The organism is Streptococcus pseudopneumoniae (assembly GCF_001072925.1).
Lineage (GTDB): Bacteria > Bacillota > Bacilli > Lactobacillales > Streptococcaceae > Streptococcus > Streptococcus pseudopneumoniae_Q.
Genome location: NZ_JVHE01000119.1, coordinates 23,027 through 46,870 on the forward strand (window position 1 = coordinate 23,027; position 23,844 = coordinate 46,870).

Below are 23,844 nucleotides of genomic sequence, written 5' to 3' on the forward strand. Positions count from 1 at the left end.
TATGAAAATAGGTGATAAGCTAACTGGGCGAATTACAGGGATTCAGTCTTATGGAGCCTTTGTGGAGCTAGAAACTGGTATCACAGGTTTGATTCACATTTCTGAAATTCGTACAGGATTTATTGAGAATATCTATGATGTACTGAAAATCGGTGAAGAAGTTCAAGTTCAGGTTGTCGATTTGGACGAATATACAGGTAAAGCAAGTCTTTCTATTCGGACTTTGGAAGAAGAGAAACATCAGTTACCGAGACGGAGACGTTTTTCAAGTGACCGTGTCAAATACGGCTTTGCTCCTTTGGCTCGCATGATGCCTATCTGGACCAAGGAAGCTATTTCTAATCTAAATAAGAAAAAGTCTTAATTGATTTTTTCTCTCTTGAAATGTTAATATAGTTTGTTATAATAGAAGTATGGTAGAAGAATTATTAAAATCAGGAGAGAGAATCAATCAGCTCTTTTCTACAGATATCAAGATTATTCAAAATAGAGAGGTTTTCAGCTATTCGGTGGATAGTGTACTTTTGTCACGCTTTCCTCGTTTTCCAAAAAATGGGTTAATTGTGGATTTTTGTGCTGGGAATGGAGCTGTTGGACTTTTTGCCAGTAGCAGGACTAAGGCGAAAATTCTGTCTGTTGAAATCCAGGAACGCCTGGCAGATATGGCTGAACGATCAGTCCGATTAAATGGCTTAGAAGAACAGATGCAGGTCATTTGTGATGATTTGAAGAATATGCCTACTTATATTCAGGGGAGCAAGGTTGATTTGATTTTATGCAACCCTCCCTATTTTAAGGTGGACCCAAATTCTAATCTGAACGAGAGTGAGCACTACTTGTTGGCTCGGCACGAAATTACGACCAATCTCAAGGAAATCTGCCGTAGTGCCCAAAGTATTCTCAAATCCAATGGGCGTCTAGCCATGGTCCATCGTCCTGATCGATTGTTAGATATTTTAGACACGCTTCAACAACACAATTTGGCTCCAAAGCGTCTGCAATTTGTATACCCTAAACGGGAGAAGGAAGCCAATATGCTTTTGATTGAGGCTATTAAGGACGGCTCCACTAGTGGTTTTAAGGTTCTGCCACCACTCATTGTTCATAATGATGATGGTTCCTATACTCCAGAAATTCAAGAAATCTATTATGGATCATAAAGCTTATATGTATGTAGTTGAGTGTCGGGATGGTTCCTACTATACTGGTTATACAACGGATGTCAAAAAAAGAATAGCTGTTCACAATAGTGGTAAGGGAGCCAAGTACACACGAGCTCGGTTGCCAGTAAAACTCATCTATGTTCAAGGTTTCGATAGTAAAGAAGAAGCCATGTCGGCTGAGGCACTTCTCAAACGTAAGAAGAGAGCGCAAAAGGAAAGATTTTTATCTGAAAACCAAGAAAAAAATTTACTCAGTCATTTTGAAGAGTAGAGGGGAGTTCTTTGACTCCTCTTACTTTTGTCAAAAATTGAAAAAAATGCTACAATAAAGAGAATAAAGAAACGAGGTATTATCATGTCTAAGATTCTAGTATTTGGTCACCAAAATCCAGATTCAGATGCTATCGGTTCATCAGTAGCCTTTGCTTATCTTGCAAAAGAAGCTTATGGTTTGGATACAGAAGCGGTGGCTCTTGGAACTCCAAATGAAGAAACAGCTTTCGTATTGAACTATTTTGGTGTTGAAGCACCGCGCGTTATCACATCTGCTAAAGCAGAAGGTGCAGAACAAGTTATCTTGACTGACCACAATGAATTCCAACAATCAGTTTCAGATATCGCTGAAGTAGAAGTTTACGGTGTTGTGGATCACCACCGTGTAGCTAACTTTGAAACTGCAAGCCCACTTTACATGCGCTTGGAGCCAGTTGGATCAGCATCTTCTATCGTTTACCGTATGTTCAAAGAACACGGTGTAGCTGTTCCAAAAGAAATTGCAGGTTTGATGCTTTCAGGTTTGATTTCAGATACCCTTCTTTTGAAATCTCCAACAACACACCCATCAGATAAGGTCATTGCGCCTGAATTGGCTGAATTAGCTGGTGTGAACTTGGAAGAATACGGTCTTGCAATGCTCAAAGCAGGTACTAACTTGGCAAGCAAATCAGCTGAAGAATTAATCGACATCGATGCGAAGACTTTTGAACTCAACGGAAATAACGTCCGTGTTGCTCAAGTTAACACAGTTGATATCGCTGAAGTCTTGGAACGCCAAGCTGAAATCGAAGCAGCTATCCAAGCTGCAAATACAGCTAACGGTTACTCTGACTTCGTTTTGATGATTACAGACATCGTCAACTCAAACTCAGAAATTTTGGCTCTTGGTGCCAACATGGACAAGGTCGAAGCAGCTTTCAACTTCAAACTTGAAAACAACCACGCTTTCCTTCCAGGTGCTGTTTCACGTAAGAAACAAGTAGTACCACAATTGACTGAAAGCTTCAATGCTTAATGATTGATGGGGAAACCCATTGTTAAAAAGGAGTTTCGACTCCTTTTTTGCTAGGAGGAGATCATGTTAGAAAATGGTGATTTAATCTTTGTGAAAGATGGTTCGGGTATAGGACAAGCCATCCAGGAATCTACTGGCAACTATAGCCATGTGGCCATTTTTTTAGACGGCTTCATCTATCATGCAACTACGGAAGGCGGAGTCATTGCCCAATCTCCTGAAGATTTCTTTGAAGCTGAGAAAGTCTATGACCTTTATCGCTATGCGGAGATTGATTGCCCAGAGATCAAAAAGCGGGCAGAGAGCCTTTTGGGTTCACCCTACAATGCTTCCTTTTACCCGGATGGAGATGGTTTCTACTGTTCCCAGTTCATCGCTGAACTACTCCCTACTTTTGAGACCATTCCCATGAAGTTTGGGGATGATACACAGGAAATCAGTGATTTTTGGAGAGAATATTATCGAGAGTTGGGACTTTCTGTACCTTTGGATCAGCCTGGCACTAACCCGAGTCAATTAGCAATATCACCACTTTTAGTTTGTAAAGAAAGGAATCTTCATGATTCAGATTTTTAATCCATCTCGCATGACGCGACAACCATTCTTTAGAGATTTGGTTGACTATCTTGATCAGCATGATGATGTTATCCTCCGTGAAATCAAGGCTCAGTTTCCAGAGATACCAGTTGATAAGTACTTAGAGGAGTACATTAAAGCGGGCTTGATTTTGAGAGAAAATAAACGCTATTATCTCAATCTCCCATTTCTAGAATCTACAGAATCTCTTGAACTAGACCAAGAAGTCTTTGTGAGAGATGATAGTCCAATCTATCAAGAAATCCTGGAGAAAGAATTTCAGACTGAATTACGTAACCAAACCAATGCAGCTATCCTTGAAGAGTATACGGATTTTACTAGGGAAAAGATGACCTTGTCTAATTATTTTTATAAGGTTAAGCACCAGTATCCTTTGACAGAAAAACAGCAGGCTCTTTATGCTGTTTTGGGGGATGTCAATCCTGAGTATGCTTTCAAATATATGACAACCTTTTTGCTCAAATTTCTCAAAAAAGACCAGCTCATGCAGAAGCGTCGAGATATCTTTGTTGATAGTTTAGTCTTATTAGGTTACATCCTTCAAAAAGAAGATGGGAAATATGAGTTAGCTGTCGAATTTGATAAGGAAAGATTAATTTTTATAAAAAGATAAAGGCTAGGAAATTTCCTAGCCTTCTTTAAATTTACTATAGATAACGTTCTGCGACGGCTGCATCACCAGGATAGTCTTCCTTCTTACCTTGGATGATTTGGTAGCAGTCAGCTCCTTTACCAGCGATAATAACAGCGTCCAGTTCTTGACTTGTAACAGACATAGCAGTCTTGATAGCTTGTTCGCGATCGACAATCTTTTCAACAGGATGATGGATATAGCTACTGATTTCATCTGCAATAGCCATTGGGTCTTCGTAGTTTGGATCATCAGCTGTTAGAAAGACTTGAATTTCAGGATGTTGATCGAGGAGAAGTCCAAAGTCCTTACGACGGCTTTCTCCCTTGTTTCCAGTTGAACCAAGTACTAGAGCAATCTTTCCAGTCTGATGTGTTTCAACAACTGAGATTAGTTTTTTAAGACTGTCACCATTGTGGGCGTAGTCGATGAAAACTTTTGCTCCATTTTTTTGAGTGAGGACTTCCATACGTCCAGGAACGCGAGTAGTTGCAATACCTTTTTTGATGTCTTCAAGACTAGCACCTAGACGAAGACAAGCAAGTCCAGCAGCGACAGCATTCTCTTGATTGAAGTGTCCAATTAGCTGGATATCATAATCTCCAGCTAATTTGCCAGTAGCTGAGAAGCTAAAGGCTTTAGAGTTCTCGATTCGGTTACTTGACTGGCTACCATAGAAGTCATGGTCTTGGTTCTCAACTTGTTCTTTCAGAACAGAGAAGTGGTCCATATCGCTATTAATGACAACTGCTCTGCTATTTTTCATCAAGAGACGTTTGTGGTAGAAGTAGTCTTCAAAGGTTGGATGCTCAATAGGACCAATATGGTCTGGTGTGATGTTGAGAAAAACTCCCACGTCGAAAGTTAAACCATACACTCGATTTACCAGATAGGCTTGGCTGGAAACTTCCATTACCAGATGGGTTCTTCCATTCTTAACTGCTTGAGCCATCATATCAAAGAGGTCGATATTTTCAGGTGTTGAGAAGGAAGATTTGAAGAAAGTCTTGCCATCTAAAGTGGTATTCATTGTCGACAAGAGGGCAGTTGGATAGCGTTGGGACAAGATATGATAGGCAAAGTAAGCAGCTGTTGTTTTTCCTTTAGTGCCGGTGAAGGCAAGGATTTTAAGTTTCTCCTGAGGGTTGCCATAAAATTCCATGGCAATCAAACTCATGGCCTTTTTGATATTGTTAACAACAATAACAGGAATACCAACTTCATAGTCCTGCTCAGCCACGTACCAACCAAGCCCTTGTGCGATAGCTGAAAACAGATATTCTTTTTTAAAGGCAGCTCCTTTTGCAAAAAATAGAGTATTTTCTTTGGTTGTGCGGCTATCGTAACTGATGCTGTCAAAAATAACATCGCTGTAGTTGTAGTGGTAATGTCCTTGGTCGATAATCTCACGGAAGAGACCATCTTTCTTTAAAATATCTAATATGGTTTCAATCTTTATCATACTTTCTATTGTAAACTGAAAGTCTGAATTTTACAAGTAACAAGGAAAAGTTTATAATGGAAGATAAGGAACATTTCCGTTATTAAAATTGAATGAGGAAGTTATGTCTAACGAAAATAATCATCAGCAGGCCCAGATGTTACGAGGGACTGCCTGGCTAACAGCAAGTAACTTTATCAGTCGCCTGCTCGGGGCCATCTACATCATCCCTTGGTATATCTGGATGGGGACTTATGCCGCTAAGGCAAATGGACTTTTCACCATGGGCTACAATATCTACGCCTGGTTCTTGTTGATTTCGACAGCGGGTATCCCGGTGGCAGTCGCTAAGCAGGTTGCCAAGTATAACACCATGCAAGAAGAAGAGCATAGTTTTGCCCTGATTCGGAGTTTCCTGGGCTTTATGACTGGACTAGGTCTTGTCTTTGCTTTGGTTTTATATCTCTTTGCGCCTTGGATGGCAGACCTTTCTGGTGTCGGTAAGGACTTAATTCCAATTATGCAGAGCTTGGCTTGGGCGGTATTGATTTTCCCATCTATGAGTGTTATCCGCGGATTTTTCCAAGGAATGAATAATCTTAAACCTTATGCCATGAGTCAAATCGCCGAGCAGGTTATCCGTGTTATTTGGATGCTCTTAGCAACCTTTATCATCATGAAGCTTGGTTCGGGAGACTATCTAGCAGCAGTCACCCAGTCTACCTTTGCGGCCTTTGTGGGAATGGTAGCTAGCTTTGCTGTCTTACTTTATTTCCTTTTTAAAGAAGGGATGCTTCAAAAAGTTTTTGAAACGCGAGATAAGATTGATAGCAAACATCTGTTAATTGATACGATTAAGGAAGCTATTCCTTTTATCATAACAGGGTCAGCTATTCAGCTCTTCCAAATCTTGGACCAAAATACCTTTATCAATAGCATGAAGTGGTTTACCAACTATAGTAATGAAGACTTAATTGTCATGTTTTCTTATTTCTCTGCCAATCCTAATAAAATCACCATGATTTTGATTTCGGTAGGAGTTTCGATTGGTAGCGTTGGGCTACCTCTCTTGACAGAGAACTATGTAAAGGGAGATTTACCAGCAGCTTCTCGTCTCATTCAAGATAGTATAACCATGCTTTTCCTATTCCTCTTACCTGCAACGGTTGGAGTAGTCATGGTAGGAGAACCCCTCTATACAGTCTTTTACGGTAAGCCAGATAGTTTGGCTATGGGCTTGTTTGTCTTTGCAGTCTTGCAGTCAACAATCCTAGGTTTGTACATGGTCTTATCACCAATGCTTCAAGCTATGTTCCGTAACCGCAAGGCAATCCTTTACTTTTTCTATGGTTCCATTGCCAAGCTCGTCTTACAAATACCATCAATAGCGATTTTCCATAGCTATGGTCCTCTCATTTCAACGACCATCGGTCTTATCATTCCAATTGTATTAATGTATCGCGAGATCTGTCAGATTACAGGAGTTCATCGAAAAATTATCCTTAAACGAACCATCCTAGTGACTATTTTAACTCTTGTCATGTTTATCCTGGTAGGCTTCTTACAATGGATTCTTGGATTTGTTTTCCATCCAACTGGACGTTTCTGGAGCTTTATCTATGTCGCCCTAATCGGAACAATCGGTGGTGGACTCTACGGATTCATGAGTCTCTATACTCGTCTCTTAGATAAGGTTATTGGACAGGCAAAAGCTGACCAGTTACGAGCACGATTAAAATTATCATAATACTTTATAAATAAAATGAACAGTTTGAACTTTTAAGATAAAAAAGTTTAAATTGTTCATTTTTTATTAAAAAAAGAGAGAAAAAAATAAAAATTGTAGAAAAAAATAAATTTTTAACACATAAACGCTTGACTAAAAAAAACTTTAACTGTATAATGATACAAATATTTAATTTTGGAGGTTCTGGAAATGAAAAAGTCTAAGGCAAAATATCTGACGCTAGCAGGCCTTGCCCTAAGTGCCGGTCTTCTATTGGCGGCTTGTAGCAACTCTGCTAGTTCAACAAAGACATACAATTATGTATACAGTAACGATCCTTCTAGTCTTAACTATCTAGTGGAAAACCGTGCGACAACAGGTGATGTTGTGACAAACTTGGTTGATGGTTTGATGGAAAATGACCAATACGGGAACTACATTCCTTCGTTGGCAGAGGATTGGACAGTTTCTCAAGATGGTTTGACATACACATACAAGCTTCGTAAAGATGCCAAATGGTACACGGCAGATGGTGAAGAGTATGCGCCAGTAACTGCACAAGATTTTGTGACAGGATTGAAGTATGCTGCAGATAAAAACTCAGAAGCCTTGTACCTAGTGCAAGATTCTGTTGCTGGTTTGGCTGACTACATTAGCGGAAAAAACAAGGACTTTTCAACAGTTGGAGTCAAAGCTATTGACGACCAGACTGTTCAATATACTTTGACTCAACCAGAACCTTATTGGAATTCAAAAACAACTGCAACTATTCTGTTCCCAGTAAATGCAGACTTCTTGAACTCAAAAGGGGATGATTTTGGTAAGGTGGATCCAGCAAATATCTTGTATAATGGTCCATTTATCCTAAAATCGTTCACTTCTAAGTCTGTCATGGAATACAAGAAAAATCCAAATTACTGGGATGCAAAAAATGTATTTGTAGATGATGTCAAGTTGACATACTATGATGGAAGTGACCAAGATGCACTAGTTCGTAACTTCAGCGAAGGTGTCTATAGCTTTGCACGTCTCTATCCAAATAGCTCAAGTTTTGCAGGTGTAAAAGAAAAATACAAAGATAATATTATTTACAGCATGCAGGATGCGACATCCTACTATTATAACTTTAACCTAGATCGAAAATCTTATAACCATACTTCCAAAACGACAGATGCTGAAAAGACAGCCCAACAAGAAGCTGTTTTGAATAAATCTTTCCGTCAGGCTATTAACTTTGCTTATGACCGTACTGCCTATGGTGCCCAATCTCAAGGGGAAGAGGGAGCAACTAAGATTATCAGAAACTTGCTTGTCCCACCATCATTTGTAACTCTTGATGGTAAAGACTTTGGTGATGTCGTAGCTTCTAAGATGGTTAACTACGGCCAAGTATGGCAAAATATGAACTTTGCGGATGCACAAGATGCCTACTATAATGCTGATAAAGCCAAAGAAGCTTTTGCGCAAGCTAAGAAAGAACTGGAAGCTAAGGGTGTTCAATTCCCAATTCATCTAGATTTACCAGTCGATCAGTCTGTGAAGAGAGGTGTTCAAGAGGCAAGTTCCTTCAAACAATCGATTGAATCTGTCTTGGGGGCAGATAATGTCGTTATCGATATTCAAATGTTGAGTACTGAAGATATGGATAGTATCGGTTACCTTGCTAACACAGCTGCCCAAAAGGATTATGATCTTTACAATGGTGGATGGGGACCTGACTACCAAGATCCATCAACTTATCTTGATACCCTTAGCCTAACAAGTGGTGGTTCGCTTCAAAACCTTGGTTTAGAACCTGGTGAAACCAATGCTAAAGCAACTGCGGTTGGCTTGGATACCTATACTAAGATGTTGGAAGAAGCCAATGCAGAGCAAGATTTGAACAAACGTTATGACAAATATGCAGAAGCACAAGCTTGGTTGGTGGATAGCTCTCTAGCCATTCCAAACGTTTCTAAAGGTGGAACACCAGGAATCAGAAAAACAGTCCCATTCTCTGCTGCCTTCTCTCAAGCAGGAAATAAAGGTGTTGAATCATACAAATACGTTAAACTGCAAGATAAAGTAGTCACAACGGCTGAGTATGAACAAGCTAGACAAAAATGGCTGAAAGAAAAAGAGGAATCTAACAAAAAAGCCCAAGAAGAATTGGCAAAACACGTTAAATAATCAGTCTATTCAACAGGAAAAACGATAGTTTCTCAGGAAGCTATCGTTTTTTATATAGTTTGAAACTATAACTAGCTCTTGAAAACAAGAAAACGAAGGATCCAAAATAAGTGGTACAATAGTTACTATAGATTTGGAGGTATTGTATGAGTAAATCATTTCACATCAACACAATTTTAGCACAAGCAGGGATCAAGTCTGATGAGGCAACAGGTGCTTTGGTTACACCTATTCACTTTTCAACGACTTATCAGCACCCAGAATTTGGTCAATCAACTGGATTTGACTATACCCGCACCAAAAACCCAACTCGTAGTAAGGCAGAGGAAGTTTTGGCAGCAATTGAATCAGCCAAGTATGCTTTGGCGACTAGTTCAGGTATGTCTGCGATTGTGTTAGCCTTTAGCGTTTTTCCAGTAGGAAGCAAGGTTTTGGCTGTCCGTGATCTTTACGGTGGTTCTTTCCGCTGGTTCAATCAAGTTGAGCATGAAGGACGTTTCCACTTTACCTATGCCAATACAGAAGAAGAGTTGATTGCCGAGCTAGAAAAGGATGTGGATGTACTTTATATCGAAACACCAACCAATCCTTTGATGTTGGAATTCGATATTGAAAAACTATCAAAATTAGCTCATGCTAAAGGTGCTAAAGTTGTCGTAGACAATACCTTCTACAGTCCTATTTACCAACGTCCAATCGAAGATGGAGCAGATATCGTCCTTCATTCAGCAACAAAATATCTTGCAGGTCATAATGATGTTCTAGCTGGTGTGGTTGTGACAGATAGTGCGGATTTATACGAAAAACTCTTTTACAATCTCAACACAACAGGGGCTGTTTTGTCACCATTTGATAGTTATCAATTGATTCGTGGTCTTAAAACCTTGTCACTTCGTATGGAGCGCTCAACAGCCAATGCTCAAGAAATCGTAGCCTTTTTGGAACAATCACCTGCAGTCAAAGAAGTTTTGTATACAGGTCGTGGGGGAATGATTTCCTTTAAAGTAGCAGATGAGAAGCGTATCCCTCATATCTTAAATACTTTGAAAGTATTCTCTTTTGCTGAAAGTTTGGGTGGTGTTGAAAGTCTGATTACCTACCCAACTACTCAAACCCATGCAGACATTCCTGCAGAAGTTCGCCATTCTTATGGATTGACAGATGACCTCTTGCGCTTGTCTATTGGTATTGAGGATGCGAGAGATTTGATTGAAGACTTGCGTCAAGCCTTGGAAGGATAAGACTATGGGAAAATATGATTTTACGACCTTGCCCAATCGTTTTGGACACCATACCTATAAATGGAAAGAAGCAGAGACTGACCGTCAAGTATTGCCGGCCTGGATTGCTGATATGGACTTTGAAGTCTTACCTGAGATTCGTCAAACTGTCCATGACTATGCTGAGCAATTAGTCTATGGCTATACCTATGCTAGTGATGGATTGATTGAAGCCGTTCAAAACTGGGAGGAAAAACACCATGGTTATCGTTTTGAAAAGGATGCTCTAGTCTTTATCGAAGGGGTAGTGCCAGCTATTTCAACAGCTATTCAAGCATTTACCAAGGAAGGCCAAGCAGTGCTCATTAACACACCGGTATATCCACCTTTTGCTCGAAGTATTAAGCTCAATAATCGTAGACTAATCACCAACTCTCTAGTAGAAAAAGACGGACTTTTTGAGATTGACTTTGATCAATTGGAGAAAGACTTTGTTGAAGAGGATGTAAAACTTTACGTTCTTTGCAATCCTCATAATCCTGGTGGACGTGTTTGGGAGAAGGAAGTCTTAGAGAAGATTGGACAACTTTGTCAAAAACATGGAGTTTTGTTGGTGTCTGATGAGATTCACCAAGATTTGGCCTTGTTTGGAAACAAGCACCAGTCATTCAATACGGTAAATGAAGATTTTAAAGAATTTTCACTGATTTTAAGCAGCGCTACCAAGACCTTCAATATTGCGGGAACAAAGAATTCCTACGCTATTATCGAGAATCCAAAGTTGAGACTTGCTTTCCAAAAACGTCAGCTGGCTAATAATCAACATGAAATCTCAGGTTTGGGATATTTGGCAACAGAAGCAGCCTATCGCTCTGGTGAAGATTGGTTAACAGAACTCAAAGAACTGATTGAGAAGCACATCAATTATGTCGTCGATGTGTTTGGAAAAGAAACTAAAATTAAGGTCATGAAACCTCAAGGGACCTATCTCATTTGGCTTGATTTTTCAGGCTACGATATTAGTGATGAAGAATTAAGAAGCCTCTTAAGAGACGAAGCCAAGGTTATCCTGAACAGAGGCTTGGACTTTGGTGAAGAAGGAGCCCTCCACGCTCGCTTAAATGTAGCCATGCCGACATCTGTCTTGGAAGAAGTTTGCCAGCGAATCATTGCTACTTTCGCTAAATTTTAAGAAGCTAGCCTTTTAGGAGAAAAGTACTCCTAGAAGGCTATTTTCGTAAGAAGAAATGTGGTATAATTAAGAGATAAAGTAAAGGGGAAAATATGGCTAAATTGATTCCAGGGAAGCTTCGAATGGAGGGAGCTCAACTCTACGAAACTAGTCAGATTGAAATTATCAAAGAGAAAGACCATCGCCTCTATGCGCGTGTAGCAGATGAAGAAATTCGCTATAGCCTGGATGATGATTTGGTTTTTTGTGCTTGTGATTTTTTCCAAAAAAGAGGGTTTTGTGTGCATTTGGCAGCACTAGAGCATTACCTGAAAAATGATCCGATTGGTCAGGAACTCTTGGGAAATCTGGAAAATGTGCACGAACAGAAAGAAGAAGTCGAAACTCAGGTTACTTTTGGAGGAAAGTTTTTAGAATCCATTCAAATTCCTAGTCTTTCTGAAATCTATCAGTTGTCTGCTCAGGGGCAGATTGAAGCAGGGACTAATCGCATTATTTGGACTTTGAGAGTCGGTCTTATCCAGACACAGAAATTTTATGTAATCCGAGATATTCCTCTTTTTCTGAAGGTGTTAGAAACTAGTAAACCCTACATGATTGGAAAGTTATATGAAACTTCCTTGAATATTCGTCAGTTTGATGAAAGTAGCCAATTTGTTCTGAATTTCCTTCAGGGAATTGTAGAAGATGAGGTTGAAAATGCCCTCTTTTTCCAAAATCAAGGTCGTCATCTCTATTTCCCACTGTCTTTTTTTGAGCCGGGTGTTAGTCTGCTGATGGGCTTAGATGAATTTCAATTTGACCATCAGATTTCAAGCTATTCTCATCTTGTATTTCAAGATTTTGATGGTCAAGCAGGCTTATTTACCTTTAAAATTGAAGAAAAATCCAACTATTATGAGATGGAAATTGTCCAACAGGTAGAACTTAATTCGTTTTATAAGGGACAAGTCTTGTTTACTAAAGGTACATTTTATCTTCTGTCTAAAGAACAAGCTAGACTTATAGAAAAATTAAAAAAAGTATCTATCGATAAAAGTGGTAGAAAGATTTTACAATTTGATACTAGTGATCGAGATCTTCTAGCTTCGACCTTGTCGCAGTTTAAAGACATAGGAGAGGTAAAAGCTCCTGATACGCTTCAAATTCAGTCTTTCCGTCCTTCTTTCTACATGGAAGGAGAAGAGGACGGTTCTATCCGTTTGGATATGCAGTTTCAGTATGAAACTTGCTTAGTAAGGAATCGAAATGAACTGGAGAGTCTTCCTTTTGCTAGTGATATTCAACTGGAGAAGCAAATCTTTCAGTTGGCTCTATCTGCTGGATTTGAAGCAGATTTTCGTTCATGGCGTCAAAGTTTGAAAGCTGATGCAGTTCATGCCTTCTTTCAGGAAGTTTTGCCATCCTTTGCTGCACTTGGAGAATTAAAGATTTCTGAGAGCTTGCAAGACCTTTATCAGGTTCAGAAGCCTCAAGTTCACATCTCATCCAAGGGAAGCCTATTAGAAATTCAATTTGATTTTCAAAATATAGATCAAGAAGAAATCGATCGAGCGATGAAAGCGCTAGTTGAGAAGCAGGATTATTACATCAGCTCTTCGAATCAGGTTTACTATTTCGATGATCAGACCAAGCGTATCCGTCAGGATTTAGAAGAATTAGGGATAGAGGACCTACAAGATGGAGCTTTTCGAGCTCGTAAATCCCTAGCTTATACCCTATCTCATCTATTTAAGAATCAGGATCAAATTTCTTTCACCGAAGAATTTCGCAATCTGGCCCATGATTTGACGCATCCAGAAGATTTTCCGATGAAAGAGCTGAATATCCAAGCAGAACTTAGAGACTATCAAAAAAAGGGAATTCAGTGGCTTCAAATGCTTCACCATTATGGCTTTGGTGGGATTTTAGCAGATGATATGGGACTTGGGAAGACCTTGCAAACTATCGCCTTTTTAAGTAGTCAGGTTCAAGCAGATACTAGTGTCCTAATCCTTGCTCCGTCTGGCTTAATCTATAACTGGGCTGATGAATTTCAAAAGTTTGCTCCAGATTTGGATGTCGTGGTCGTGCATGGCTTAAAATCTCATCGAGAGTCAATTTTGGCAGAAAATCATCAGATTTATGTGACAAGCTATGCTACTTTCCGTCAAGATAGTGAAATTTATCGAGACCTATCTTTTGATTTTCTTTTTCTAGATGAAGCTCAAGTGATGAAAAATGCACAAACGAAAATTGCTCAAAGTTTACGACGATTTGTGGTTCCATCTGTCTTTGCACTATCAGGAACACCGATTGAAAACCATCTGGGAGAACTCTGGTCGATTTTTCAGATTGTCTTACCAGGCCTCTTACCTGCTAAGAAGGAATTTATGAAACTATCAACCGAGAGAGTGGCTCAATTTATCAAACCCTTTGTCATGAGACGTAAGAAAGAAGAGGTTTTGACAGAGTTGCCTGACTTGATTGAAGTTGTCTATAAGAATGAACTGGAGGATCAACAAAAAGCTATCTATCTTGCTCAGCTTCAACAGATGCAGGAACGTTTGGGACAGGTAAGCGATTCGGAATTTCAACGAAATCGCGTCGAAATTTTGACTGGACTCATGCGTCTGCGTCAGATTTGTGATACGCCTGCGCTCTTTATGGAGGACTACCAAGGAGAGAGCGGAAAGCTGGATAGTTTACGAGATTTGCTGGTTCAGATTGCTGAAGGTGGGCATCGTGTACTTATTTTCTCACAATTTAGAGGTATGCTGGATCGGATTGAGCAAGAGCTGCCTGACTTAGGCTTGACTTCCTTTAAAATTACGGGTTCAACACCTTCGCAAGAACGTCAGGAAATGACCAAGGCTTTTAACCAAGGAGAGCGCGATGTATTTTTAATTTCCCTAAAGGCTGGCGGGGTCGGTCTCAATCTCACTGGTGCCGATACAGTCATTTTAGTAGACTTATGGTGGAACCCTGCAGTTGAATCGCAGGCTATCGGTCGCGCCCATCGTATGGGGCAAGAGCAAGCTGTTGAAGTTTATCGCCTTGTGACTCGAGGTACAATTGAAGAAAAGATTCAAGAATTACAAGAGAAAAAGAAAAATCTTGTTTCTGAAATCTTGGATGGAACAGAGTCTCGTGGCAGTCTGAGTCTAGCTGAAATACGAGAAATTTTAGGGATTTCATGAGCCTATACTTGAAAAATCAAGACATTACGCTATAATGGAGTATTGAAAGGAAATAAATATGACACAAAAACGATTTCCAATAGTGGCAGATGATGAAGTCATGTTGACAGAAATGCCAGTTATGAATCTCTACGATGAGTCTGATTTCATCAGTAATATAAAAGGTGATTACCAAGACAAAAACTACTTGGAATGGTCTCCAATCACTGAAGACAAAAAGCAAGAGGAAGCCAAGCCTCTTGTAAAATCGATTGAGAAAAAAGAAAAATCATATGCTGAATTAGCGCGTGAAGAAGCTCGCGCGGATTTGAAAAAGAAGCGCTCGGCTAGATATTTGACTCAGGATGTAAGTCATACGAGACGTCAACCGAAGACAAGCCATGTGCGTCCAGCAAATCAACCGACAGCACCTTTTCAAAAGGAAAATCCAGGAGAATTTGCGAAATATAGTCAGAAGTTAGGTCAGTCTCACTATATTTTGGCAGAAACAGTTTCTCAAGTGGAACATCCAATTTCAGATGGTGAAACAAGTCATTCCAAGAAAAACAATTATGACTTTTTAAAGAAAAGCCAAATTTATAACAAAAAAAGCAAACAAAAAGAACAAGAACGTCAAGTGGCCCAAGAGCTTAACTTGACTAGAATGAGCGAATAGAGGGGAAGAAAATGGCAAAAACCTATCATTTTATCGGAATCAAAGGATCAGGTATGAGTGCCTTGGCTTTGATGTTGCATCAAATGGGGCACAAGGTGCAAGGTTCTGACGTTGAAAAGTACTACTTTACACAACGTGGACTAGAGCAAGCAGGGATTACAATTTTACCTTTTGATGAAAAAAATCTTCAAGGTGATTTAGAAATTATCGCTGGTAATGCCTTCCGTCCAGATAACAATGTTGAAATTGCTTACGCGGACCAAAATGGTATCAGCTATAAACGTTATCATGAGTTTCTTGGTAGTTTTATGCGTGACTTTATCAGTATGGGAGTTGCTGGTGCACACGGTAAGACTTCAACAACTGGGATGCTTTCTCACGTCTTGTCACACATCACTGATACTAGCTACTTGATCGGAGATGGTACAGGTCGTGGTTCTGAAAATGCCAAGTATTTTGTCTTTGAATCAGACGAGTATGAGCGCCATTTCATGCCATATCATCCAGAGTACTCTATCATTACTAACATCGATTTTGACCACCCTGACTATTTCACAAGCTTAGAGGATGTCTTCAACGCCTTCAATGATTATGCCAAACAAATTACTAAAGGCTTGTTCGTTTACGGTGAAGATGCTGAGTTGCGTAAGATTACGGCTAATGCTCCGATTTACTACTATGGTTTTGAAGCAGAAGGTAATGACTTTGTAGCAAGTGACTTGCTTCGTTCTACAACAGGTTCAACCTTTACCGTTCACTTCCGTGGTCAAGAGTTGGGCCAATTCCATATTCCAACTTTCGGTCGCCACAATATCATGAATGCTACAGCAGTGATTGGTTTGCTTTATACTGCTGGCTTTGACTTGAATTTAGTACGTGAACACTTGAAGACTTTTGGTGGAGTGAAACGTCGCTTTACAGAAAAGGTTGTTAATAATACGGTTATCATTGATGACTTTGCTCACCATCCAACTGAGATCATTGCGACGCTAGATGCTGCACGTCAAAAATATCCAAGCAAGGAAATCGTGGCAATTTTCCAACCACATACCTTTACTCGTACCATCGCCTTGTTGGATGATTTTGCCCAAGCCTTGAATCAGGCTGATGCAGTTTACCTCGCACAAATCTACGGTTCAGCTCGTGAGGTGGACCATGGTGATGTCAAGGTAGAAGACCTTGCCAATAAAATCAACAAGAAACATCAAGTTATCACAGTTGAAAATGTTTCTCCACTCCTAGACCATGACAATGCTGTCTATGTTTTCATGGGAGCTGGCGATATCCAAACTTATGAATATTCATTCGAACGTCTCTTGTCTAATTTGACAAGCAATGTTCAGTAAGGAAGATCATGGAATTTCCAATTAAAATCAGGGAAGCACAGCAATCAGATATAAATCAGATTTGCTTGATACAAGAAAGTATTTCAAATTCCCTAGAAATAATGAATAGAGAAATAATAGAAGAACGTATCCGCAACCATGCGGGTACGTTTCTCTTAGCTAGCCTGGATGATCAGGTGATTGCTTATATTTTAGCGACAGATTTTGCTACATCCTCAGTAAGTAGATGGATAGTAGAGATGGCAGATGGAGAAGCTATTAGTAATAGAAATCTCGTTATTGATGCTTTATCTGCTCATCCGAATTATCAGAGGCAAGGCTTTGGAACCTTGTTGCTAGCAGCTTTGAAGGAAGTTACCCGTCAGCAAAATAGACCAGGTATTTATCTGCTTTGTGAGGATGAGTTGCTGGCCTACTTTGAAATGAATGGATTTGTGGAACAAGGGATCGTAGATGGAGAAAGGAGCAGTGAGGTTGCCTTTCTCATGCGTTGGCAGAATCCCTATTATCAGGAGAAAATATGATTATTAGACAAGCTAGATTGACAGATTTAGATCGTATCTTTGAAATTGAACTAGAAAATTTTTCAATTGAAGAAGCCATTCCTCGTCCTGTTTTTGAAGCTCATCTGAAGGAAATTAAGACCAGTTTTTTAGTAGCTGAAAAAGAGGGCGAAATACTAGGCTATATTGAGGGACCAGTAGTCCCTCATCGATATTTACAAGACCAGTCCTTTACAGAAGACATTAAAGATTATAGCCATCAAAAAGGTGGCTATATCTCTGTGACTTGTCTCTCCATTGCTAAGGAAGCTCAGGCATTAGGTGTCGGACGAAAATTATTGACCGCTTTAAAAGATCTCGCTCTTAAGCATGAGCGTGAGGGAATCAATCTAACCTGCCATGACTATCTCATTGGCTATTATGAGAAACATGGTTTTGTGAATGAAGGAAAATCAAAGTCGACTTTTGCTGGTGAAGAATGGTATGACATGGTCTGGGAAAACACGAATTAGGCATCAGAAAGGCATCTATGGTTGCTTTTCTTTAGTTTTTAAGATATAATATTATGGATTATCAACAAGGAGGTAACACCTTTGAGCGAAAATTCTCGAGAAGAAGAAAAGTTAAGTTTTAAAGAACAAATTTTAAGAGATTTAGAAAGATTAAAAAGAGAAGACGGCATCGCGAATACGAAAAGTAGCAACGATGATTTGTTTTCAAATTTAAGTAATAGTTCAGAAGCGGAAAAAGCAGCGGAAGAACCTTCTGTAGAAGATTTGATGGCCAATTCTGTTTCTTTAGTGGATGAATTACTTGCTAATGCTCCAGCAGTTCCACCACGTCCAGTTTTACAAGATGATTCAGTTGAAACTTCTGTAGCTTCAGAACCAGTTGTATCTTCAGAGCCAGCTGTAGTTTCAGAGTCAGCTGTAGCTCCAGATCCTCTACCATCAACGGAAGCTGTTGAACCCGTCAAGCCTCTTGAACCTGCTCAACCAGCGGAAGAAGAGAAAGAGTTCAATGCTATTTCGACAAGGATTCCAGTTTCTTATCGTACGAATCAGGCTAAACCAAGTCCTGCTAGAAAGAATATTAAACCTCAACCGAAACCAACAGTTCTTGCAAAAGAAACTCCAAGTCAAGAACCAGTTGCTCCAGTTGAAACTAGAACTGAACTTCCTAGAAGAAGTCGTAAAGAGTCAGTGAAACCAATCAAGAAAAAGAAAAAATCACGCTTGAAAGGATTTTTCGTAACAGTATTTGTTTTATTGGTTTTACTAGGTGTGGGTGGTTTCTTTGGTTACCGTTATGTCGAATCTGCACTCCAACCAGTCGATGCAAATTCAAAACAGTATGTCACGGTTCAGATTCCAGAAGGGGCCAATCTTCAGCAAATTGGTGATACATTAGAGAACTCTGGATTGGTAAAACACGGGTTTATCTTTAGCCTTTATGCTAAGTATAAAGACTATTCTGATTTAAAATCTGGTTACTACAATTTGCAAAAGAGCATGAGTACAGATGATATCATCAAAGAATTGCAAAAGGGTGGAACTCCTCAACCTCAAGAGGTTGCACTTGCAAATCTTACAATCCCTGAAGGTTATACCCTTGATCAAATCGCACAAACGGTTGGTCAGCTTCAAGGAGAGTTTAAAGAACCCTTGACTGCGGATGCCTTCCTAGCAAAAGTTCAAGATGAAACCTTTATCTCTCAATTAGTTGCTAAGTATCCAACCCTTCTTGAAAGTTTACCAACTAAGGAAAGTGGTGTTCGTTACCGTTTAGAAGGTTATCTTTTCCCAGCAACATATAGCATCAAAGAAAGCACAACTGTTGAAAGCTTGATTGATGAAATGGTGGCAGCTATGGACAAAAACTTGTCAGCACATTATACTGCAATCAAAGAAAAGAACTTGACAGTGAATGAACTCCTCACCATTGCATCACTTGTGGAAAAAGAAGGTTTGAAAACTGACGATCGCAAACTGATCGCTGGAGTTTTCTATAATCGTTTGAACCTTGGCATGCCGCTCCAAAGTAATATTGCTATTCTCTATGCAGAAGGTAAACTAGGACAAAATATTAGCTTGGCAGATGATGCAGCAATTGATACAACAATCAATTCACCATATAATGTTTATACAAACCTTGGCTTAATGCCTGGTCCAGTAGACAGTCCAAGTCTGGATGCAATTGAAGCAAGTATCAATCAAACTAAGAGCGACTATCTCTACTTTGTAGCCAATGTACAAGATGGTAAGGTTTACTTTGCAACGACACGAGAGGAACATGATCGAAACGTTGCAGAGCATGTTAACAGTAAATTGACACAATCAAGTAGTTCAAACTAACTCTTAGAACAAGATTTGCTATTACATCCGTGAATGTAGAAAAGAATCTCTAATTTTTACGGGAATAGCAAGTCACACAAGTCTTTCCGCTATGATTAGAAACGCCTGAAATTCACAAGTTTTAGGCGTTCGGAAATTACGAAAGTAAAAACTTACCTCTTATTTGAACCTGAGTCTAGAAGTGATAGAATCATTAGGTTTAGGCACAGATTTTAAAAGGTCGCTACTAACCAAAATCATTTAAGGAAAGCTTTAAAAAGACTTTGTCTTCATTGTAAAATTATGTGGTTTACCACATAATTTTGCTTTACTACCTAAAGAAATTTAAATTTAATCAAAAGAAAGTTGAGAAAAATGGCAGAAAAAACATATCCAATGACCCTTGAAGAAAAAGAAAAACTCGAAAAAGAATTAGAAGAGTTGAAACTAGTTCGTCGTCCAGAAGTTGTAGAACGCATCAAGATTGCGCGTTCATACGGTGACTTGTCAGAAAATAGTGAGTATGAAGCAGCTAAGGACGAGCAAGCCTTCGTTGAAGGACAAATCTCTAGCTTGGAAACAAAAATCCGTTATGCTGAGATTGTCAATAGCGATGCAGTTGCTCAAGATGAAGTTGCTATCGGGAAAACAGTAACTATCCAAGAAATTGGTGAAGACGACGAAGAAGTATATATCATCGTGGGATCAGCGGGTGCAGATGCCTTTGCAGGTAAAGTATCAAATGAAAGCCCAATTGGGCAAGCCTTGATTGGTAAGAAAACAGGTGATACTGCTACGATCGAAACACCTGTAGGAAGCTATGATGTTAAAATCTTAAAAGTAGAAAAAACAGTTTAATAGGAATGAAAAGAAGGAGTAGATGCAGGGAAAGCGCTTCCCATTACTCCTTTTCTTTATTCTAAAAACTAGAGGAGACTATATGAATTCAGAAAATAAGCACAAAAAGAAAAATAAAATGGAACGTGGGTTAACCAATCGCCATGTTCAGGTTATGGCCATTGCAGGAACGATTGGAACAGGACTGTTTCTAGGGGCTGGTCGCTCTATTAGTTTAACAGGACCTTCTATTGTCCTAGTCTATATGATTACGGGTGGCTTCATGTATCTTATGATGCGTGCTATCGGGGAAATGTTGTACCAAGATCCGGAGCAACATACCTTTATCAACTTTATTACCCGTTATCTAGGTCAGGGTTGGGGTTACTTCTCAGTCTGGTCTTACTGGCTCTCAGTAGTCTTTATCGGTATGGCCGAGATTACGGCTATTGCTCACTATGTTCAGTTTTGGTTTCCATCTTGGCCCTCTTGGTTGATTCAGGTTGTATTTCTGACAATACTCGGCTTGGTGAACTTGATTGCCGTTAAAATCTTTGGTGAAGTAGAATTTTGGTTTGCTATGATCAAAATCGTGGCCATTCTTGCCATGATCGCGACAGGTGTTTTTCTAGTATTGACTGGCTTTGAAACGCCTTATGGTTCAGCAAGTCTTGCTAATATCAGTGATCAATTCTCCCTTTTCCCAAATGGTGCTATGAACTTTATCATGGCCTTTCAAATGGTTTTCTTTGCTTACTTGATGATTGAGTTTATCGGTGTTACAACATCTGAAACCAAGGATCCTCGAAAAGTCTTGCCTAAAGCTGTTAAGGAAATTCCTTTGCGAATTATCTTTTTCTACGGTGGAGCTCTCTTAGCCATCATGTCTATTATTCCTTGGCGTGAGCTTTCTGCGACAGATTCACCATTTGTAACGGTATTTGAACTTGTTGGTCTTAAGTGGGCAGCAGCTCTAATTAACTTTGTAGTTTTGACTTCAGCTGCATCAGCCTTGAATTCAACCCTTTACTCAACAGGGCGTCACTTATACCAAATTGCCCATGATTCACCAAATCGTTTCTTGAAAGCTATTAAGGCAGACACACTCTCACGCCACAACGTTCCTCAGAATGCTATCATTGCTTCTGCCGTATTGATTGGTTTTGCAGCCTTCATCAATGTACTTCCTGGCGTATCAGATGCCTTTGCTTTGATTACAGCTTCTTCATCAGGTGTTTATATCGCCATCTACATCTTGATTATGGTAGCCCATCTCAAGTATCGCAAGTCTAAAGACTTTATGGCAAATGGCTATCTCATGCCTCAATACCGCTTGCTAAATCCTCTGACCATGCTCTTCTTTATCTTTGTATTTGGAACACTCTTCTTACAAGAATCAACTGTAATGGGAGCAAGAGGTTCAGCTATCTGGATTGTTGCTTTTGGTATTTATAGCCAATGGAAATTTAGAAAATAAGTCAGAAGCTCATCAACTCAGGTTGATGAGTTTTCTAGTTTGACAGCTCTTGGTAATAAGACTATAATCAAGCTATAAGTGTCTTTAGGAGGTTTGTATGCAGGTAAGATTGGAAAATACAGAGTCTCAGAAATCGCAAATAATAGGAGATTTGATTCGCTCCTATAATCGTTCTAAGAGAGAAGCAGCTGAAAGTGAGCCCCTTAACCTTTATGTCGAAGATGATAGCGGTCAACTTATGGCTGGCTTAGTAGCAGAGACCTTTGGGAATTGGCTAGAAATCGAGTATTTATTTGTGAAAGAGGAGTTGCGAGGACAAGGAATCGGCTCCCAACTATTGCAGCAAGCAGAGAGTGAAGCTAAAAAGAGAAACTGTCGCTTTGCTTTTGTAAATACTTATCAATTTCAAGCGCCAGCCTTTTATCAGAAGTATGGCTACAAGGAAGTTTTTACTATGAAAGACTATCCCTATACTGGACAAAGGCACTATTATCAAAAAGAGTTGTAAACGGAAAATGAACGATTGAAGAGGGTGGCACATCATAATGGAGGTAGGTTGATGGATATCATACTGGATATGGGTAATGTTTTACTGGAATGGAACAAGGATAAGATTTTGAAAGCTGTAGCTAAAACTCAGAAAGATTATCTGATCTTAGACAAGTCTATTTTCCAGTCGGGGCTCTGGGAAAGATTGGACTTAGGGACTTTGACTCGAGAAGAATTGGTTGATAAGGTTCTTTCTCTGTTAGGGGATTGTTATCGGGAAAAGGTTGAAGAAGTCATTTGGAATTGGCCAGCCTATATCGATATTTACACGGAAGTCTTTTCGCTGCTTGCCCGTTTAAAGGAAAAAGGTCATCGTATTTTTGTCCTATCTAATACCTCGCCAGTTTTTTATGACTTATTGAAAGATCAACTAGCACCTCTAGAAAAGATTTTAGATGGGTTTGTTCTTTCCTGTGATATTAAGGTCATCAAACCTGATCGAAAAATGTTTGAAGAAATCCTCTGTAAATACGAGTTGGATCCAGCAAATTGTGTCTTTCTTGATGATATAGCAGACAACACTAAGATGGCTGAGACATTAGGCATCAAAGCCTACCAAGTCAAACAGAGAAGTGACGTTGTAGATATTTTGAAAAAATTTGAATAAGCAGAAAACTCTCTATCATTTAGCTGGTAGAGAGTTTTTTTGTTAAAAAAAATGTACAAAATGACAGATATATATTGCATAATGTAAAATATATGATATAATGAACTTAGAAAGAAGCGCAACTTTTTAAAATTATAAAGGAGGTAAGAAGTGGCTAAGAATTTAAAATTAAAACTTGCTCGAGTAGAGCTTGATATGACACAAGGTGACTTGGCAGAAGCTGTAGGTGTGACTAGACAGACTATCGGCTTGATAGAAGCTGGGAAATATAATCCTAGTCTCTCCCTTTGCCAGTCCATTTGCAGATGCTTAGGCAAAACTTTAGACCAATTATTTTGGGAGGAAGAAGATGAAAAATAAATTTTATTATTATCAATTATTAGATGAAAGAGAAGAGCAACAACTTCATAAAGCTGGTGCAGAGAGTTTTCATATTTCTATCGGATTATTGTTTCTAGCTTATTTCATATCAGTGTTAGCACCAAGCGTTTTTAATCCTAGCATGCTTCTCGCTATTATTATCATAGGGAATTTTTACTTTATCAATCGTGCTAGAAGTCTAGGTGTGACCTACTATAGTCGTTTTCATTTTACAATTTTAGGTTGCCTATTATTAACTCTAGTGATTACAGCTACCTTGATGCTACAGAACTACCAGTTCAATATCGAAATATATCAGCATAACCCTCTACATCTTAAATACATTTTTGCTTGGGTATTTACCTATGTCTTTTATCTCCCTTGGGTATTTATTGGAAACTTAGGATTAAAAAGTTATGGTGAATGGGCTCAGAAAAAGTATGAAAAAGATATGGATAAGCTCGAGAGCATGGAATAGCTTGTTAGCTTTTTATCAATATCGAGAAAATGTGTTATAATAGTACTAATTTATTAGAAAAGAAGAAACATTTTCATCTTTTTACAAATA

General features: G+C 39.2%; 23 protein-coding genes. 22 read left to right on the forward strand and 1 reads right to left on the reverse strand.

The window, feature by feature from the left end; translation table 11 throughout:
- Position 1: 1 nt before the first annotated feature.
- The 6 genes from ADH81_RS09345 (at position 2) to ADH81_RS09370 (ending at position 3,664) form a co-directional block, all read left to right on the forward strand.
- A complete protein-coding gene (locus ADH81_RS09345; RefSeq protein WP_000689622.1) occupies positions 2 to 364 on the forward strand; it encodes a S1 RNA-binding domain-containing protein in 363 nt (120 codons plus the stop codon).
- A 49-nt stretch (positions 365 to 413) separates the two neighbouring features.
- Positions 414 to 1,160: a tRNA1(Val) (adenine(37)-N6)-methyltransferase gene (locus ADH81_RS09350; protein WP_049528547.1), complete on the forward strand. Its 747-nt coding sequence runs from the start codon at positions 414 to 416 to the stop codon at positions 1,158 to 1,160.
- The gene (locus tag ADH81_RS09355) at positions 1,150 to 1,434 is read left to right on the forward strand and encodes a GIY-YIG nuclease family protein (RefSeq protein WP_049528550.1); all 285 of its coding nucleotides are present in this window, start codon (positions 1,150 to 1,152) and stop codon (positions 1,432 to 1,434) included. The genes ADH81_RS09350 and ADH81_RS09355 overlap by 11 nt, the downstream gene beginning before the upstream one ends.
- 84 nt (positions 1,435 to 1,518) lie before the next feature.
- Positions 1,519 to 2,454 (forward strand): manganese-dependent inorganic pyrophosphatase, encoded by a 936-nt coding sequence (locus ADH81_RS09360; protein WP_000036039.1) that lies wholly within the window; start codon positions 1,519 to 1,521, stop codon positions 2,452 to 2,454.
- A gap of 63 nt (positions 2,455 to 2,517) precedes the next feature.
- Positions 2,518 to 3,030 (forward strand): YiiX/YebB-like N1pC/P60 family cysteine hydrolase, encoded by a 513-nt coding sequence (locus ADH81_RS09365; RefSeq protein ID WP_049528553.1) that lies wholly within the window; start codon positions 2,518 to 2,520, stop codon positions 3,028 to 3,030.
- Positions 3,014 to 3,664, forward strand: a complete 651-nt coding sequence (locus ADH81_RS09370; RefSeq protein WP_049528556.1) for a DUF1803 domain-containing protein — start codon at positions 3,014 to 3,016, stop codon at positions 3,662 to 3,664. The genes ADH81_RS09365 and ADH81_RS09370 overlap by 17 nt, the downstream gene beginning before the upstream one ends.
- 34 nt (positions 3,665 to 3,698) lie before the next feature.
- On the opposite strand, the gene ADH81_RS09375 is transcribed toward ADH81_RS09370, so the two are convergent.
- The gene (locus ADH81_RS09375) at positions 3,699 to 5,144 is read right to left on the reverse strand and encodes a UDP-N-acetylmuramoyl-L-alanyl-D-glutamate--L-lysine ligase (RefSeq protein WP_049528559.1); all 1,446 of its coding nucleotides are present in this window, start codon (positions 5,142 to 5,144) and stop codon (positions 3,699 to 3,701) included.
- Between the two features lie 103 nt (positions 5,145 to 5,247).
- Here ADH81_RS09375 and ADH81_RS09380 point away from each other — a divergent pair, with 103 nt between their 5' ends.
- From ADH81_RS09380 to ADH81_RS09455, 16 genes are all read left to right on the forward strand, one after another.
- Positions 5,248 to 6,870, forward strand: coding sequence for a putative polysaccharide biosynthesis protein (locus ADH81_RS09380; protein WP_049528562.1), 1,623 nt, complete (start codon positions 5,248 to 5,250; stop codon positions 6,868 to 6,870).
- Positions 6,871 to 7,059: 189 nt separating this feature from the next.
- Positions 7,060 to 9,018, forward strand: a complete 1,959-nt coding sequence (locus tag ADH81_RS09385; RefSeq protein WP_049528565.1) for a peptide ABC transporter substrate-binding protein — start codon at positions 7,060 to 7,062, stop codon at positions 9,016 to 9,018.
- Between the two features lie 146 nt (positions 9,019 to 9,164).
- Positions 9,165 to 10,259, forward strand: a complete 1,095-nt coding sequence (locus ADH81_RS09390) for a cystathionine gamma-synthase (protein WP_049528568.1) — start codon at positions 9,165 to 9,167, stop codon at positions 10,257 to 10,259.
- A 4-nt stretch (positions 10,260 to 10,263) separates the two neighbouring features.
- Positions 10,264 to 11,430: a MalY/PatB family protein gene (locus ADH81_RS09395; RefSeq protein ID WP_049528570.1), complete on the forward strand. Its 1,167-nt coding sequence runs from the start codon at positions 10,264 to 10,266 to the stop codon at positions 11,428 to 11,430.
- A 92-nt stretch (positions 11,431 to 11,522) separates the two neighbouring features.
- Positions 11,523 to 14,609 (forward strand): DEAD/DEAH box helicase, encoded by a 3,087-nt coding sequence (locus ADH81_RS09400; protein WP_049528573.1) that lies wholly within the window; start codon positions 11,523 to 11,525, stop codon positions 14,607 to 14,609.
- 58 nt (positions 14,610 to 14,667) lie between these two features.
- The gene (locus tag ADH81_RS09405; protein ID WP_049528575.1) at positions 14,668 to 15,264 is read left to right on the forward strand and encodes a hypothetical protein; all 597 of its coding nucleotides are present in this window, start codon (positions 14,668 to 14,670) and stop codon (positions 15,262 to 15,264) included.
- 11 nt (positions 15,265 to 15,275) lie between these two features.
- Positions 15,276 to 16,610, forward strand: coding sequence for a UDP-N-acetylmuramate--L-alanine ligase (gene murC, locus ADH81_RS09410; RefSeq protein WP_049528576.1), 1,335 nt, complete (start codon positions 15,276 to 15,278; stop codon positions 16,608 to 16,610).
- A gap of 8 nt (positions 16,611 to 16,618) precedes the next feature.
- Complete coding sequence (locus ADH81_RS09415) at positions 16,619 to 17,134, forward strand: GNAT family N-acetyltransferase (RefSeq protein WP_049528579.1); 516 nt, start codon at positions 16,619 to 16,621, stop codon at positions 17,132 to 17,134.
- Entirely contained in the window at positions 17,131 to 17,625 is a 495-nt protein-coding gene (locus tag ADH81_RS09420; protein ID WP_049528581.1) for a GNAT family N-acetyltransferase, read from the forward strand. The genes ADH81_RS09415 and ADH81_RS09420 overlap by 4 nt, the downstream gene beginning before the upstream one ends.
- A gap of 81 nt (positions 17,626 to 17,706) precedes the next feature.
- Positions 17,707 to 19,467, forward strand: coding sequence for an endolytic transglycosylase MltG (mltG, locus tag ADH81_RS09425; RefSeq protein WP_049528583.1), 1,761 nt, complete (start codon positions 17,707 to 17,709; stop codon positions 19,465 to 19,467).
- A 354-nt stretch (positions 19,468 to 19,821) separates the two neighbouring features.
- A complete protein-coding gene (greA, locus tag ADH81_RS09430; protein ID WP_000818756.1) occupies positions 19,822 to 20,304 on the forward strand; it encodes a transcription elongation factor GreA in 483 nt (160 codons plus the stop codon).
- Between the two features lie 82 nt (positions 20,305 to 20,386).
- On the forward strand, positions 20,387 to 21,760 hold the full coding sequence (locus ADH81_RS09435; RefSeq protein WP_049528663.1) for an amino acid permease: 1,374 nt from the start codon (positions 20,387 to 20,389) through the stop codon (positions 21,758 to 21,760).
- A 97-nt stretch (positions 21,761 to 21,857) separates the two neighbouring features.
- Positions 21,858 to 22,268 (forward strand): GNAT family N-acetyltransferase, encoded by a 411-nt coding sequence (locus tag ADH81_RS09440; protein WP_080979317.1) that lies wholly within the window; start codon positions 21,858 to 21,860, stop codon positions 22,266 to 22,268.
- A 51-nt stretch (positions 22,269 to 22,319) separates the two neighbouring features.
- Positions 22,320 to 22,916 (forward strand): HAD family hydrolase, encoded by a 597-nt coding sequence (locus ADH81_RS09445; RefSeq protein WP_049528586.1) that lies wholly within the window; start codon positions 22,320 to 22,322, stop codon positions 22,914 to 22,916.
- Positions 22,917 to 23,066: 150 nt separating this feature from the next.
- Positions 23,067 to 23,276, forward strand: a complete 210-nt coding sequence (locus tag ADH81_RS09450) for a helix-turn-helix transcriptional regulator (RefSeq protein ID WP_001107501.1) — start codon at positions 23,067 to 23,069, stop codon at positions 23,274 to 23,276.
- The gene (locus ADH81_RS09455) at positions 23,266 to 23,754 is read left to right on the forward strand and encodes a DUF6773 family protein (protein ID WP_049528588.1); all 489 of its coding nucleotides are present in this window, start codon (positions 23,266 to 23,268) and stop codon (positions 23,752 to 23,754) included. Before ADH81_RS09450 ends, ADH81_RS09455 begins: the two co-directional genes overlap by 11 nt.
- The last annotated feature ends 90 nt before the right edge of the window (positions 23,755 to 23,844 follow it).